Raw genomic sequence first — 14,564 nt, 5'->3', positions numbered from 1 at the left:
CGGTGACCAGCAGCGGCTTCTTGATGCCAGCGGCGGCACAGGCATCCGCCAGTTCCTTGATCCGGCCTGCGCCGAACTTGATTGCGGTCGGGTAGGACCAGTTTCCAACGAGAGACATGATGTGTTCCTTTGATGCAAGTGGCCCGCCCCGGGAGGAGAAACGGGGCGGGCGGGGCCGTCCGTCAGCCGGTGACCTTTTTCAGGTGATAGGATTTCGGACGGGTCAGATTGTGATAGCCGATGACCGAGAGGCCGCCGCCGCGGCCGGTGTCCTTGCAGCCGGTCCAGCACAGGCCCGGATCCAGGTAGTCGGCGCGGTTCATGAAGACAGTGCCGGTCTCGATCCGGTCCCCCACGGCTTGCGCCCGCTCCACATCTCTGGTCCAGAGCGAGGCGGTGAGGCCGAAGTCGCTGTCATTCATGAGCCGGATGGCTTCCTCATCCGAGGAGACCTTCATGATGCCGACAACCGGGCCAAAGCTTTCCTCCCGCATCACCCGCATGTCGTGAGACACGTTGGTCAGGATTTGCGGCGTCAGATAGGCGCCGCCGTCATCCTCGGAAAAAGTCCCGATATGGGCCACCGCGCCCGCCTCAACCGCCTCGGCGATCTGGCCGCGCACTTCATTGGCAAAGCGCACATTTGCCATCGGGCCGATGGTGGTCTCCGCATCCAGCGGGTTGCCCAGCTTGTAGCGCTTCACGATGGCAATCGCTTTCTCCAGGAAGGCGTCAAACAGGCTTTCGTGCACATAGATCCGCTCGATGCCGCAGCAGCATTGGCCGGAGTTGAACATGGCGCCGTCAATCAGCGCGTCCACCGCGGCGTCCAGATCGGCGTCTTCCATTACATAGCCCGGATCCTTGCCGCCCAGCTCGGTGCCAACGCCGGTGAAGGTGCCGGCTGCCGCGCGCTCCATCGCCTGGCCGCCGCCAACCGATCCGGTAAAGTTCACGAAGTTGAAGGCCTTGGCGGCAATCAGCTCCGACGTGGTGTCGTGGTCCAGGAAGACATTCTGGAACACGTCTTCGGGGACCCCTGCGGAATGGAAGGCCTGCGCCATGCGCTCGCCCACCAGGAGGGTCTGGGTCGCGTGCTTAAGAACCACGGTGTTGCCGGCAATCAGTGCCGGTGCCACGGTGTTGATTGCGGTCATATAGGGGTAGTTCCAGGGGGCGACCACAAAGACCACCCCATGCGGAATACGCTTGATGTAGCGCTTGAAGGTTGCGTCCTCGCCGACCTCAATATCCGCCAGCGACTCTGCAGCGATCTTTGCCATGTGGCCTGCGCGCTCGTTAAAACCGCCAAACTCGCCGCCGTAACGCACCGGCCGGCCCATCATATGCGCCAGTTCCGGCACGATTTTATCGTTCATCGCACCGACGGCGGCCACGCCTGCCATCACCAGTTCAATGCGCTCCTGCAAGGGCCGTTCCGCCCAGGCTGTCTGCGCTGCCCGTGCCCGTTCCGCCGCTGCAAACGCGTCCTCGCGCGACAGCACTTCGCGCTCCGCAAAGACCGATCCGTCAACCGGTGAGATGCACTTCAATACCTGGCTCATTGCCATTCACTCCATTCAGGAAAGGGCAAAGCCCTCTTCTTTTTTCCGAAAATACTCTGGGGGGCCGGGGGCTGGCCCCCGGCGCGTCCGGATCATGCCCGCTCGAACCCGCGCGCAATCTCGTAATCGGTAACCACCCGGTCGAAATCCTCGATCTCCACTTCCGCCGCGCGGACGTAGTGGTCGACCACATCATCGCCAAGGGCCTTGCGCAGCATTGCTGAGCCTTTCAGCGCCGCCGCCGCGTCACGCAGGGTGCCCGGGATCATGCCGGTGTCGCCCTGATAGACATCGCCCCGGGTGGGGGCCTGCAGCTCCAGGCCTTCTTCGATGCCCGCAATGCCGGCCGCCAACATGCCCGCCATCGCCAGATAGGGGTTCATGTCAGAGCCGGGAATGCGGCATTCGACGCGGATTGCCTTGGTCCCGTCGCCGCACAGCCGGTAGCCCGCGGTGCGGTTGTCCACCGACCAGATGATCCGGGTCGGCGCAAATGTGCCCTTCATGAAGCGCTTGTAGCTGTTGATATAGGGCGCCATGAAGGCGGTGTAGTCGGGGGCGTATTTCAGCAATCCCGCCATATAGTTCTTCATCAGCGCGGACATGCCCAGCTCGTCGCTCTCGTCATAGAAAGCGGGCTTGCCGTCCTGCCACAGCGACTGATGCACATGGGAGGAGGAACCGACCTTGTCGTGGCTCCACTTCGGCAGGAAGGTCACCGCGTGGCCCTGTTGCTCCGCAATCTCCTTGATCGCGTGCTTGGCAATTGTGTGGAACTCCGCCGTGTCCATTGCCGCGGCGTATTTGATGTTCAGCTCCTCCTGGCCGGTCTCCGCCTCGCCCTTGGAGTTCTCGATGGGCAGGCCTGCATCCCACAGGTGGTTGCGGATCGGGCGCATCACATGCTCCTCGCGGGTGGTCTGCAGGATGTTGTAATCCTCGTTGTAGCCGGAGATCGGCTCCAGGTCGCGGAAGCCCGAGCGGCGGATCTCGTCGAAACTCCTGGCGAAGAGGAAAAACTCCAGCTCGGTAGCGCACATGGCGTCGTAGCCCATCGCCTTCAGCCGGTTCACCTGCTTCTTCAGAATCGCGCGGGGGGAGTGGGAGACTTCTTCATGGGTGTGGTGATCCAGCACGTCGCACAGCACCATCACGGTGCCCTCCAGCCACGGCACCGGCCGCAGGGTGGAGAGGTCGGGCTTCATCACATAGTCGCCGTAGCCGCGCTCCCAGCTGGTCGAGGCATAGCCGTCCGGCGTCGCCATCGCCAGGTCGGTGGCCAGCAGGTAGTTGCAGCAATGGGTTTCCTCCCAGGCGCCATTGACGAAATGCTTGGCATGGAAGCGCTTGCCCATCAGGCGGCCCTGCATGTCCACAAGGCAGACCAGAACGGTGTCAACGGTGCCCGATTCAACCTGGTCTATGAGGGTTTCGAATGTCAGTACAGCACTCAAACTGCTAATTCCTTCTCGTTTAGTTCATTCACTGCGGGGATAAGCAGTGCCAGGATATCCAGAGCCATTCCTGCAGCCATTTCCTCTGTCGCAAGCAGGTCATTGCGCACTTCGATCATCACGTTGGCCAGCCCGCGGCTGATGGCATGGAGCTTCAGCGAATGGGTGACCCCGTCCGCAGGACCGTATGGTTCGTTGCGGGCAATCTTCCGGTTGGGAAGCTTTCCAGAATGGTCCAGCATCAGGTCCACCAGCCGGCTGTCTTCGTCATGCAGCAAGCCCAATTCGACCGTTCGCGGTTCGCCGAAGTAAACCGGGGTGAAAGAATGCACTGTCACCACGATTGTCCCCGGACCGCGCTTGTCCAGCACATCCGAGACGGCCCGGCAGAACGGCTGGTAAACCGCCTGGGTGCGGCGCTGGCGTGCCGAGGCGGTCAGCCCGGCATTGCCGGGAACCTTGATCAGCTCCGACTGCGGCGGCATCGCGCTGGGAGCCTCGGGCGGGCGGTTGCAGTCATAAACCAGCCGCGACACCGCTGATGCCACAACCGGCGCATCCAGTGCCTTGGACAGTTTCAGGGAAAGATCCAGGGCGCCTGGGTCCCACACCGCGTGGCTCTTCAGGTCATCAGGCGCCAGCCCGAGACCATCATAGACCGCTGGGATGTGGGCAGAGGCATGTTCGCAAATTATCACAACAGGCCCTGCGCCATCGGGATTGATGACTTCGAAAGGTCGCAGCATCATTTTCGGCCTCCTTTGCGGCACAACTATTGGACGGGCGGCGGCGCCCGATTTATGGCGTTTCGAGTTTTGCGGTGGCGAAGATTAGCTGTTCAGAAGATCGACGAGGGCCGCGTGCAGTTCAGGTGATGCCGCCGACACGACCGCACCTCCTGAATCCAGCGTCAGTGCCTTACCCTGCCAGTCCGTCATGATGCCCCCTGCCGCTTCGACGACCGCTGAAACGGCCAGGAAGTCATAGGGCTTCAGGTCATAGTCGATCACCGCGTCAACATGGCCGGCCGCGAGCAAGGCATGGGGGTAGCAGTCGTAGCCGAAGCGCCGGGTCTGTCCCGCCCGCAGCAGACGGGCTGTCGTGCGGGGATGATCCGCCAGCAGCTTCTCGCCCTCATTGATGTAAAGAACCGCCGCGTGCAGATCGCGCTGGCCTGAGACCTGAATGGGGGTGCCATTGCAGGTGGCCGGAACCCCGAGGCCGCCGCAGTACACTTCATTCAACGCTGGCATGCTGATGGCACCGGCCTGCAACCGGCCTTTGCTGAGGAATGCAATCAGCATGCCGAACAGCGGGTGGCCGGAAATGAAGGAGCGGGTCCCGTCAATCGGGTCGATGACCCAGAGATTTTCTTTGCCGCCGCCTTCGATGCCGGTTTCCTCGCCGAATATCCCGTGGTCCGGGTATTTGGCGGCGATGGCTGCCTTCAGTTCCCGCTCCACGGTCTGATCGGCGAGGGTGACCGGGCTGAGGTCAGCCTTGAAATCGACAGCGGTGTCCTGCCGGAAGTAGCCAAGCGCGGTTGCGGCGGACATTTCGGTCCAGGCCGCGCAGTCGCGCAGGACCGTCTCCGCCGAAAGCGGTTCTGAAAGAGAGGAATTCTGGGTCATGGGAGTATCTTCCTGGATCTGATCAGGTTGCGGGACCCGCCTTTGCGCCGCTGAGGGACTTGCGCAGAGCGTTCGGCGTCGTGCCGTAGATTTGCTGAAAGGCTGAGGCGAAGCTGGCGCCGGTGGAGAACCCGGCCGCGATCGCGACTTCAATCAGTGTCATGTTGGTTCGCAGTAGTAGTTTCCGGGCATGGTCGAGCCGCATCTGCCGGTAATAGCTGCATGGCGTTGTGCCGCAGTGCTGTTTGAAGTGCCGTTCAATCCGGCGCGGGGACGACCCCAGAATGCGGGACACCTCAGCCATCGGAAGCGGGTTTTCCAGGTGGTCCTGGAACAGGGCAATGGCCTTATTGACCAGGCTTGAACCGGACAGGGCAGCGTGCAAAACCTCGCCATTCTGGGTGCTGCACGCGTCACTCAGGCGGGTATGGATGAAGGTCTGCGCCAGACGGGTCGCCGCTGGTTTGCCATAGACTTCGGCTACGACGTGCAGGGCGAGATCCAGCGACCCTGTTTTGCCGCAGGACGACCAGTCCCCATCATTGACCATGCAGACCTGGTCTGTTGGGGTCAGGGGGCTCATCAGCCCGCTGAACAGTTCCCGGTTTTGCCAGTGAACTGCACAGCTGTTGCTTTCAAAGACGCCGGCCTTTGCCAAGGTCAGTGCGCCACCGCCGACCGCGGCCACTTTACAGCCCTTGCGCCGGAGGATCTGCAGGGCTGCCTTGAAATGTTGGTTATTGCCGACGCTGGACTTGTGGCCGCCGAAAATCACGAGATAGTCCAGCTCTTTCAGAACATCGGCCAGCGGACTGGTTTGCACCACGGCGCTGCAGCTTCCCTGAACAAAACCGCCATTGCTGGACAGCACGTCAACTTTCAGGCAGCTGCCGCAGGTTTCGCCCACCTCATGCAGCGCCGCGGCAAACAGGGCGTACTCCTCCATCGGGAAACCGGAAAACACGTAGAGCCCGACGCTTGCGGTTTGAAGGGGCCTGCCGCCGGCGGGCCGTGCCGTCCCACGGACAGGCGCATGATCGCGGAAGCTGCTCTGTTTCAAGTGTTGCATCATCGTATTCCCTGGTAATGGAGGAGCGCGGGTTCAGGCCTTTACCCGGCTCATCGACGGGTCGTAGAGCGGGCTGAGCTGCACCTTGCAGGGGACACGTTCGGTGGCGACCTCCAGCTCGTAGTCCCCGGTCAGCACATAATCGGCATCCACGCCTTCGGGATTGCGGATGTAGCCGTAGCCGATGGACTTACCGACGGTGTGACCATAGCCTCCCGAGGTCAGCCAGCCGACGCGCTCGCCGTTGCGGTAGATGGTTTCCCGGCCCAGGAGCACCACGCCGGGATCGGTGGTGAAACAGGCGAGCATCTTCTTGACGCCATCTGCCTTCTGCGCTTCGGCGGCGGCGCGGCCCTTGAAGGGGATGTCCTTCCTGAGCTTCACCGCCCAGCCGAGCCCGGCTTCGAACGGGGTGTGGTCGGGGCCGATATCCGAGCCCCAGGCGCGGTAGCCTTTTTCCAGGCGCAGGGATTCGATCGAGCGGTAACCGGCATTGACCAGCCCGTGCGGTTTGCCTGCCTCCATCAGCGCGGCATAGACGGTCTGGGCGTATTCCACCGGCAGGTGCAGTTCCCAGCCCAGTTCACCCACGTAAGTGACGCGAAGCGCCTGCACCGGGCAGCCGGCGATGCCGATGGTGCTGATGGTGCCGAACTTGAAACCGTCGTTGGAGACATCGTCGCGGGTGACAGCGGCGAGGATGCCGCGCGCTTTCGGCCCCATCAGCGACAGCACCGCGTTGGAGGAGGTGATATCGAACAGCTGGCAGTTCATCCCGTCGGGGATATTGCGACGGATCCAGTCGAAGTCATGGGTGGCATAGCCGGTGCCAGTGACGATGTAGAACTCGTCATGAGCGACGCGGCCCACCGTGAGATCGCATTCGATGCCGCCCTTGTCATTCAGCATCTGGGTGTAAATCAGCGATCCCACCGGCTTGTTCACGTCATTGGCGCAGATCCAGTTCATCGCGGCCTGCGCATCCGGGCCTTTCAGCGCGAATTTCGCGAACGAGGTCTGGTCGTACAGCACTGCCGCCTCGCGCGCGGCCTTGTGCTCGCGGCCCACTGCGTCGAACCAGTTCTGGCGACCGAAGCTGTAGACGTCTTTGGGCGTCTCGCCCCGGGCGGCATCGGCAAACCAGTTCGGGCGTTCCCAGCCGAGTTTCTCGCCGAAGCAGGCGCCCTGGCTTTTCAGCGTGTCGTAAAGCGGCGACTTGCGGCAGGGGCGGCCGCTGTCGTGCTCCTCATGCGGCCAGGCCATGGTGTAATGCTTGCCGTAAGCCTCAACGGTGCGGGTGCGGACCCAGTCGGTGTCGAAATGCGGGCGGCCAAAGCGGCGGATGTCAGCAGACCAGAGATCAAAAGGCGGCTCGCCGTTCTTCACCCATTCCGCCAGCGCCATGCCTGCGCCGCCGCCCGCGGCGATGCCGAAGGCGTTGAAGCCCGCGCCGACATAGAAGTTCCGCAGTTCCGGCGCCTCGCCGATGATGAAGTTGCCGTCGGGGGTGAAACTTTCCGGCCCGTTGGTCAGGGTCTTGATGCCGGCATGCTCCAGCGCCGGGACCCGGCCAAGCGCCTGTTCCATCAGCTGCTCGAAGTGGTCGAAGTTGCTGTCCAGCAGCGTGTAGTGGAAGCCCTGCGGAATGCCGTCTTTGGCCCAGGGGATCGGGTTCGGCTCATAGCCACCCATCACCAGCCCGCCGACTTCCTCCTTGTAGTAGGTCAGCCGGTCCGGGTCGCGCAGGGTGGGCAGGCCCGAGGGGACGCCCTCGAACGGCTCGGTGACCATATACTGGTGCTCCATCGGCACCAGCGGCACGTTGACCCCGAACCGCTTGGCAAAGGTGCGGGTCCACTGCCCGGCGCAGCAGATCACCTTCTCGCATTCGATGCGGCCATGTTCGGTGATGACGGCGCGGATCTTGCCGTTCTCGATCTCGATATCGGTGACCTTGGTGTCCTCGAAGATCCTGGCCCCGGCCATCCGCGCACCCTTGGCCAGCGCCTGGGTGATGTCGGAGGGGTTGGCCTGGCCGTCGGTCGGCATGAAGGCGGCGCCGATGACGTCGGAGATATCCATCAGCGGCCACAGTTCCTGCGCCTCTTTCGGGGTCAGCAGCTCCATCTCCAGACCGAAGGAATGCGCGGTGGTGGCCTGGCGCTTCACCTCTGTCCAGCGTTCCTCGTTGCAGGCCAGCCGCAACCCGCCGTTCATCTTCCAGCCGGTGCCCAGGCCGGTTTCCTCTTCGATCTTGTTGTAGAGATCGACCGAATAGCCCAGCAGCTGGGTGATGTTGGCGTTCGAGCGCAGCTGCCCGACCAGCCCGGCGGCGTGGAAGGTGGTGCCCGAGGTCAGCTTTTTCCGCTCTAGCAGAACGGTGTCGGTCCAGCCTAGCTTGGCCAAGTGGTAGGCGGTGGAGCAGCCGATGATGCCGCCGCCGATGATGACTGCCTTGGCAGTTGAAGGAAGTTCAGTCATGTCAGTCCTCAGGTGTTTTGAAAGTCGTCAAGCGCCGCGCGGAAACGCGCGAGGTTGCTGGCGGTGTAGGCCGCGTAGTCAAAGTCGATTTCGGAAGTGATTTCGGAGACCATGCTCCACATGGTTTCGCGCAGAAGCGAAGCGCATTTCATGGCGCTGTAGCGATGCAGCAGGTCATCACTCATCGGCGCCTCGAAGTAGGTTTCCAGCAGCCATTGCTCTTGCGCCTGCGATAACCCGTTGTTGGAAGCGAGGCCGCCAAGGTCGAACAGCGGCGAGTTGAAGCCGGCATAGTCGAAGTCGATCAGCCAGAGCCGATCCCCGTCATCGAGGAAATTGCCGCACAAGAGGTCGTTGTGCCCGAAGACGATGTCGAAGGGGCCTGCCGACTGTTCCAGGCTGTTGCCGATGCCCGCCAGTTCCGAGGCCGCCGCCGCATGCGGGCTGTCCTTGTCCTGCAGGGTGGCGGCATAGTCCCGGATCACATGGAACACCCAGAACACCAGTGCCGGGCCGCGCAAATGCTTGGGCACTTCGCGGTGGCAGGATTTCACCAGTTCCAGCACCCGCGGCAGCATCGCGGGGTCGCGCACATCCGCTTCGCTCAGGGTGCGGCTTTCGATAAACTGCAGCACGGTCAGGTCATCTTCGGCATGCACCACCGCGGGCGACAGGCCTGCGGCATGGGCGGCGCGGCTGGCGGCCAGTTCATTGAAGCGCATCACCTGGTGCAGCGGGATGTCGTCGCCCGCCCGCACCACGTATTTTCCGGCGCTGTCCTCAACCAGGTAGTTCACGTTAGTGATGCCCCCGGTCAAAGGCTGCGTGGTGATGGAGCCGCGCCAGATCGGCAGCGCGTGGATGCGCTCAAGCAGGCTGACGCGTTTTTGCAGATCGGATTGGCTCATGGTCAGCTCTCCAGTCCAAAGCGGATGCGGGCGCCGCGGGCACCGGCGTTGATCAGCCGGTCGGCGATTATGGCGATAAAGGCGATGGCAAGCCCGGCGACCAGGCCGCGCCCGGTGTCGGCCTTGGTCAGCGCGATATAGACTTCCTGTCCCAGGTCGCGGGTTCCGACCAGCGCGGTGATCACCAGCATCGACAGCGCCAGCATGATGGTCTGGTTGATGCCCAGCAGGATCTCCGGCAGCGCCATCGGCAGCCGTACCAGGCGCAAGAGCTGCCATTTGGTGCAGCCCGACACCAGCCCCGCCTCGATCAGCTCGCTGCTGACGCTGCGCACCCCGTGGGCGGCATAGCGGACAGCCGGCGCCAGCGCGTAAAGGACGATGGCGATCATCGCGGTGAAATCGCCGACCCGGAACAGCATCACCACCGGGATCAGGTAGACGAAGCTGGGCAAGGTCTGCAGGGTGTCGATCAGCAGGTTGATGGCGATGCCCGCGCGGCGGTTCAGCGCCGCCAGCACGCCCAGGGGAACCCCGATCAGGGTGGCAAGGATCACCGAGGCGCCGCAGAGGTAGACAGTGACCATCGCCTTGGCCCACAGGCCGCTGACCGCAATCAGGGCAGACATCGCGCCGCACAGGGCTGCCAGCTTCCAGCCGCCGGCGCGCCAGCCGAGCAGCGTCAGCATGGCGATTGCCCAAGGCCAGGGAATGCCCAGCAGGGTTTTCTTGATCGGCAGCAGGAACCACTGCAGGAAGAAGACTTTCACGGCCTCGAACGCATCGAAGTAGTTCACGTTCAGGTATTTGACGGTGTCATTCCAGAACGCGCCGGTGGTGATGGTCTGGCTTTGCGGATAGTCCAGCAGCAAGGGCGAGAAGCGGCCCAGCACCCAGGTGACCGCCAGCAGGCAGAGCACCAGCACCGTGCGCTTGTTCCGGGCAGCCCAGGAACCGGGCGTGGTGTGGTGGACCTGGCCCATGCGCTCTGCGAAGGCCTGGCTCAGCCGGTCCACCGCAATGGCCAGCACCACAATGGCGATGCCTGCCTCAAAGCCTGCACCGATATCGAGGCGGCGCAGCGCGGCCAGCACGTCGAAGCCAAGACCGCCCGCGCCGATCATCGAGGCGATGATCACCATGTTGAGCGTCAGCATGATCACCTGATTGACGCCGACCATCAGGCTCTGGCTGGCCGAGGGCACCAGCACCCGCCACATCAGCTGCCGCCGGGTGGTGCCGGCCATCCGGCCGAAGTCGAGGATTTCCGGGTCCACTGCCTTGAGCGCCATGATGGTGATGCGGATCATCGGCGGGGTGGCATAGATGATGGTGGCAACCAGCGCCGATACCGGACCAAAGCCGAACATAAACAGGATCGGCACCAGGTAGGCGAAGATCGGGATGGTCTGCATCAGGTCCAGAATGGGGGAGAGGATGCGCTCGCCCAGCGGATGGCGGTAGGCCCAGATGCCAGCCAGCAGCCCGCCGCCCGCGCCGATCGGCACCGCGATGAGCACTGAGGCCAGCGTGATCATGGCGCTGTCCCATTGCCCGAAAACCGCGAGATAGGCAAAGCAGGCGCCGACAAGCGCGGCCAGTCCCCAGCTGCGGCAGTAGTGCCCCAGGGCAATCACCGCAGCGGTAACGGCGATCCAGCTGGCGGCAGGGAGCAGAACCTGCGGCTCCGGGCCGGGATCGAACAGAAAGCCGCGTGCCAGCAGGTTCAACGCCAATTCATAGGGCTGCTCGATCAGCCAGGCGATGGCGCGGGTGGCATCGGTGAAGGAGACCGGGCCGACGGCTGCCTCCTCCATCAGCCAGGCCATGGCAGCGGAGATGTATGTGTTGAACGGGATGTCCCAGGAGGACGGAACCTTGACCAGCCAGCGCGCATCCAGCGCCTTGGCCAGGTCGCGGCCGAACCAGCCCAGCAGGATCGTGGCCAGCACCAGCCCCCAGGCAACCGGGGCCTGCCTTGTCAGATGTGCTTTCATGCCGCCTCTCCCGCGCCGAACAGCACTCGTGCCACCGCCGTGCGGCCAATGCTGCCAACGGTCCGGCCGTTCGCGTCGCACACCGGGCGCGGGGCGTCCGCGGCGATGATCTGTTCCGCGACTTCCGATACCCGGGCGGTTGCCGGAACGGGCATGCCTTCGGCTTGCGTGCCTGGGGTCATGATGCCGCCCACCGTCAGCACCTTGGAACGCGGGATGTGGCGGGTGAATTCGGCGACATAATCCGTGGCCGGGTTCAGCACCAGTTCCTCCGGAGTGGCGACCTGAATGATCTCGCCGTCTTTCATAATGGCAATGCGGTCGGCCAGGCGCACGGCCTCCTCGAAGTCGTGAGTGATAAAGACGATGGTTTTGTGCAGGCGCGCCTGCAGGCGCATGAATTCGTCCTGCATTTCACGGCGGATCAGCGGATCAAGCGCTGAAAAGGGTTCATCCAGAAACCATAGGTCCGGTTCCGTCACCAGAGAGCGGGCGATACCGACGCGCTGCTGCTGGCCGCCCGACAGCTCGCGCGGGTAATAATCTTCGCGCCCTTTGAGACCCACAAGATCCACAACTTCGCGCGCCTTTTCCTCGGCTTCCGCCTTGGGCGCGGCCTGAACGGTCAGCGGGAACATCACATTCTGCAGCACGGTCAGATGCGGCAGCAGGGCAAAATGCTGGAACACCATGCCCATCTTGTGGCGGCGGATCTCGATTAGCTCCTGCTCGCTGGCGGTCAGCAGGTCAACGCCATCGAACAGAACCTGGCCGCCGGTCGGCTCGATCAGCCGCGACAAACAGCGTACAAGGGTGGATTTCCCGGAGCCGGACAGCCCCATGATGATGAAGATTTCCCCTTCGGCGATGTCGATGCTGGCGTCGCGCACCGCTCCGATGATGCCGGCCTGGCGGATGTCGTCTCCGCTGGGCGCCGGGTTGCTGCTGAGGAACTCTTGCGCATTGGCGCCATAGAGCTTCCAGACATTGCGGCAGGAGAGTTTGGTGTTGTGGATCATAAATTCGGCTCCGGCGGCGGTCCGCACAGGGCGGCCGGGCAAAGTGGCAGGGTAGACGTGCAACCAGGGCAGGAAGAGAGCAGTTATCCGCCCTGGCTGTTCTGGGTCAGTGACTGATCCAGCCGGACCAAAGGTCCTTGTTTTCGGACATCCAGTCAGCAACGACGGTATCAATATCTACACCTTCGAGGTCGGCCTTACCGACCATCGCACTCATTTCCTCGTTGCTAAGATTGTATTCTTGAATGATTTGATAGGCGCCTGGCCATTTGTCCGGCAGGCCTGCCCAGGCTGCCTTCCAGATCGGGCCGCGCGGCTTGCCACAGTCATAGGCAAGGTCCGGGTTCACGCCCGCTGACGGATCGGAATAGCATTCCGGCGAATAGAGCGGGAATTCTACGAACTCACCCTCATACTTTGAAGGAGCCCAATGGGGCGCATAGACCCACAAAACAATCGGATCCTGGCGCTGGTAGGCGGACTCAAGTTCGGCAAACAGCGCTGCATCGGTGCCGGCGTGAACCACTTCGAAATCAAGCTCCAGCGCCTCGACACGCTCTTCGTCAAATCCGCCCCAAGTCACCGGACCGCCGACATAACGGCCGTAGGGCGAGGTTTCGGCGGTCGCAAATTCTTCGGAGCAGTCCTTCAGGGCCTGCCAGTCGGGAAGGCCCGGACAGCGGTCCTTCATATAGGCCGGGTACCACCATTCTTCGATCGCGGTCATTCCGGTATCACCAGCGTTGATCACCTTGCCCGAGGCGGTCGCCTCGTCCAGCGCCTCACGCCCGGTGGTTTCCCAGATCTCCATGGCCAGGTGCAGGTCCCCGGTCTTCAGCCCGGCAAATTGCGCGATGTAATCCGCCTGTACGTATTCGACGTTATATCCTGCCTCCTGCAGGATGCTGCCCATGATCTTGGTGTTGATCAGCTGGCCGGACCAGTCGTGCAGCGTCAGTTTGATCGGATCGGCGGATTCTGCAGACCAGGCGGAAGAAGCGGAAAGGGCGGCTGTCAGCGCAGCGGCTCCCAATATTCTGAGGTTCTGTCGCATGTGGATTTCCCTGTTGTGTGGTGTTGTGTGCGATTCTTGGCGTCGCGTAGGGGTATCGTGCAGTTTGCTTGGCTTTTCGTCAATAAAAACCACAAAAAGCAACTAAATACCATCAAATACGTCAATTTATACGCCAGAATGCGAGGGTGTATGTTGCGTTGTGTGGTTTTTTTGAATACGGCTTTTGTAACGCCACGAACAACGTCCTGCTTGTGAAATGAACCAGAAAACCACCAATCAGCGAGAAGAAGAGATACTGCGCGAGCTTCATCGCGCAGGAGGATCCTGCCGCGTGAGCGCGCTTGCGGAGCAGCTGAACGTTTCCAACGAAACCATCCGGCGCAACGTCAAAACGCTTGAGGAGCGCAGAATAGTGCGCAAGGTGCATGGCGGTGTGCATCTGAATGAAGATGTCATCGAACCGCCATTCGAAAACCGCCTCAGCGCACATGCCGATGTGAAAACAGTACTGGCCCAAGCCGTGGCGGACACAATAAGCGACGGAGATTCAGTGTTTCTGGATATTGGATCGACAACGGCCTATGTCGCGCTGGCGCTCAGAAATCACAGCAACCTGTTTGTGGTTACTAACTCGGTTTTTGTGGCTCAGACGCTGGCCACGCGGAACAACAACCGGGTATTTCTGGCAGGCGGCGAACTGCGCGCCCATGACGGTGGTGCTTTCGGCGCAGAGGCGCTGGACCTGGTGCGGCGCCTCAATGTTCAATTGGCGGTGTTTTCGGTTGGCGCTGTGAACAGTGAAATGGGCTTCATGCTGCACGATCTTGAGGAAGCCAATATTGCGCGCATCGCAGCTGAGAACGCGCAGGTCTGTATCGTCGTGGCGGACAGCGGCAAGTTCAACAAACGCGCTCCGGTCTCTCTCGACAAGATGTCGGCGATCGACGTCTTCTTCACCGACATCCCCCCGCCGGACGGCATCAGGGCCATGCTGGATAAGCATGAGATCGAAACCGTCGTTGTCAAAACTGACGGCAATTAGCAAAGTGTGCTAGTCTCCATCTTTCGGACAGGACTTGGTGCAGTTTAAGCTACTCTTTCGCCTAGCGTACATGATCGATCGTTATGATCTGCCAGCGAAATGAAGGCGCGGATTGGGCTTCCTGCCGTCATTACCTCCGGCGAAGAGAGCAGCAACTCTGTCCCGCGCAGTGCGCAATTGCAGCTTCAGACACACTGCAGACTAATTGAATGGCCGGGTTCTCCGCCGCATGGCGGCGCCAAGAATATTGCAGGTGCCGCATTATTGTCAATCGGCATGGAACTTTGACCCCCTATAGGCATCCAAAATTGACCCCCTGTTTGACGTGCGGTTAGCTGGCCCGATGCGGTGTAGCCTCCACAAAGCGAAGCCGTATCGGGCCA

At 62.0% G+C, this 14,564-nt stretch carries 11 protein-coding genes and 1 pseudogene; 1 reads left to right on the top strand and 11 read right to left on the bottom strand.

What is annotated here, in order from left to right; translation table 11 throughout:
- The 11 genes and pseudogenes from KUV26_RS23785 to KUV26_RS23140 all read right to left on the bottom strand — a co-directional run.
- Positions 1 to 118: pseudogene (locus KUV26_RS23785) on the bottom strand (alcohol dehydrogenase); the annotation flags it as partial.
- Between the two features lie 64 nt (positions 119 to 182).
- A complete protein-coding gene (locus KUV26_RS23185; protein WP_222510235.1) occupies positions 183 to 1,565 on the bottom strand; it encodes an aldehyde dehydrogenase family protein in 1,383 nt (460 codons plus the stop codon).
- Positions 1,566 to 1,657: 92 nt separating this feature from the next.
- A complete protein-coding gene (locus KUV26_RS23180) occupies positions 1,658 to 3,019 on the bottom strand; it encodes a glutamine synthetase family protein (RefSeq protein ID WP_222510234.1) in 1,362 nt (453 codons plus the stop codon).
- Positions 3,016 to 3,768 (bottom strand): N-formylglutamate amidohydrolase, encoded by a 753-nt coding sequence (locus tag KUV26_RS23175; protein ID WP_222510233.1) that lies wholly within the window; start codon positions 3,766 to 3,768, stop codon positions 3,016 to 3,018. Before KUV26_RS23175 ends, KUV26_RS23180 begins: the two co-directional genes overlap by 4 nt.
- 81 nt (positions 3,769 to 3,849) lie before the next feature.
- On the bottom strand, positions 3,850 to 4,650 hold the full coding sequence (locus KUV26_RS23170; RefSeq protein WP_222510232.1) for an inositol monophosphatase family protein: 801 nt from the start codon (positions 4,648 to 4,650) through the stop codon (positions 3,850 to 3,852).
- Between the two features lie 22 nt (positions 4,651 to 4,672).
- Positions 4,673 to 5,614, bottom strand: coding sequence for a GlxA family transcriptional regulator (locus tag KUV26_RS23165; protein WP_409996958.1), 942 nt, complete (start codon positions 5,612 to 5,614; stop codon positions 4,673 to 4,675).
- Between the two features lie 138 nt (positions 5,615 to 5,752).
- Positions 5,753 to 8,200 (bottom strand): FAD-dependent oxidoreductase, encoded by a 2,448-nt coding sequence (locus tag KUV26_RS23160; RefSeq protein WP_222510230.1) that lies wholly within the window; start codon positions 8,198 to 8,200, stop codon positions 5,753 to 5,755.
- An 8-nt stretch (positions 8,201 to 8,208) separates the two neighbouring features.
- A complete protein-coding gene (locus KUV26_RS23155) occupies positions 8,209 to 9,108 on the bottom strand; it encodes a phosphotransferase (RefSeq protein ID WP_222510229.1) in 900 nt (299 codons plus the stop codon).
- Positions 9,109 to 9,110: 2 nt separating this feature from the next.
- Entirely contained in the window at positions 9,111 to 11,105 is a 1,995-nt protein-coding gene (locus KUV26_RS23150) for an ABC transporter permease (protein ID WP_222510228.1), read from the bottom strand.
- Positions 11,102 to 12,124, bottom strand: a complete 1,023-nt coding sequence (locus tag KUV26_RS23145) for a glycine betaine/L-proline ABC transporter ATP-binding protein (protein ID WP_222510227.1) — start codon at positions 12,122 to 12,124, stop codon at positions 11,102 to 11,104. Before KUV26_RS23145 ends, KUV26_RS23150 begins: the two co-directional genes overlap by 4 nt.
- 106 nt (positions 12,125 to 12,230) lie before the next feature.
- Positions 12,231 to 13,178: an ABC transporter substrate-binding protein gene (locus tag KUV26_RS23140; protein WP_222510226.1), complete on the bottom strand. Its 948-nt coding sequence runs from the start codon at positions 13,176 to 13,178 to the stop codon at positions 12,231 to 12,233.
- 217 nt (positions 13,179 to 13,395) lie between these two features.
- Here KUV26_RS23140 and KUV26_RS23135 point away from each other — a divergent pair, with 217 nt between their 5' ends.
- The gene (locus KUV26_RS23135) at positions 13,396 to 14,181 is read left to right on the top strand and encodes a DeoR/GlpR family DNA-binding transcription regulator (protein WP_222510225.1); all 786 of its coding nucleotides are present in this window, start codon (positions 13,396 to 13,398) and stop codon (positions 14,179 to 14,181) included.
- Positions 14,182 to 14,564 lie beyond the last annotated feature (383 nt).

This window comes from Leisingera daeponensis (assembly GCF_019801465.1).
Classification (GTDB): Bacteria; Pseudomonadota; Alphaproteobacteria; order Rhodobacterales; family Rhodobacteraceae; genus Leisingera; species Leisingera daeponensis_A.
Note: the sequence above shows the minus strand (reverse complement) of the source record. Positions and strands in the feature narration are given on the sequence as shown.

What these genes read in the sequence shown, in the direction of transcription:
- KUV26_RS23185 (WP_222510235.1), bottom strand. Translation starts at nt 1,565, where the DNA reads ATGAGCCAGGTATTGAAGTGCATCTCACCGGTTGACGGATCGGTCTTT.
- KUV26_RS23140 (WP_222510226.1), bottom strand. Translation starts at nt 13,178, where the DNA reads ATGCGACAGAACCTCAGAATATTGGGAGCCGCTGCGCTGACAGCCGCC.
- KUV26_RS23170 (WP_222510232.1), bottom strand. Translation starts at nt 4,650, where the DNA reads ATGACCCAGAATTCCTCTCTTTCAGAACCGCTTTCGGCGGAGACGGTC.
- KUV26_RS23150 (WP_222510228.1), bottom strand. Translation starts at nt 11,105, where the DNA reads ATGAAAGCACATCTGACAAGGCAGGCCCCGGTTGCCTGGGGGCTGGTG.
- KUV26_RS23175 (WP_222510233.1), bottom strand. Translation starts at nt 3,768, where the DNA reads ATGATGCTGCGACCTTTCGAAGTCATCAATCCCGATGGCGCAGGGCCT.
- KUV26_RS23160 (WP_222510230.1), bottom strand. Translation starts at nt 8,200, where the DNA reads ATGACTGAACTTCCTTCAACTGCCAAGGCAGTCATCATCGGCGGCGGC.
- KUV26_RS23145 (WP_222510227.1), bottom strand. Translation starts at nt 12,124, where the DNA reads ATGATCCACAACACCAAACTCTCCTGCCGCAATGTCTGGAAGCTCTAT.
- KUV26_RS23155 (WP_222510229.1), bottom strand. Translation starts at nt 9,108, where the DNA reads ATGAGCCAATCCGATCTGCAAAAACGCGTCAGCCTGCTTGAGCGCATC.
- KUV26_RS23135 (WP_222510225.1), top strand. Translation starts at nt 13,396, where the DNA reads ATGAACCAGAAAACCACCAATCAGCGAGAAGAAGAGATACTGCGCGAG.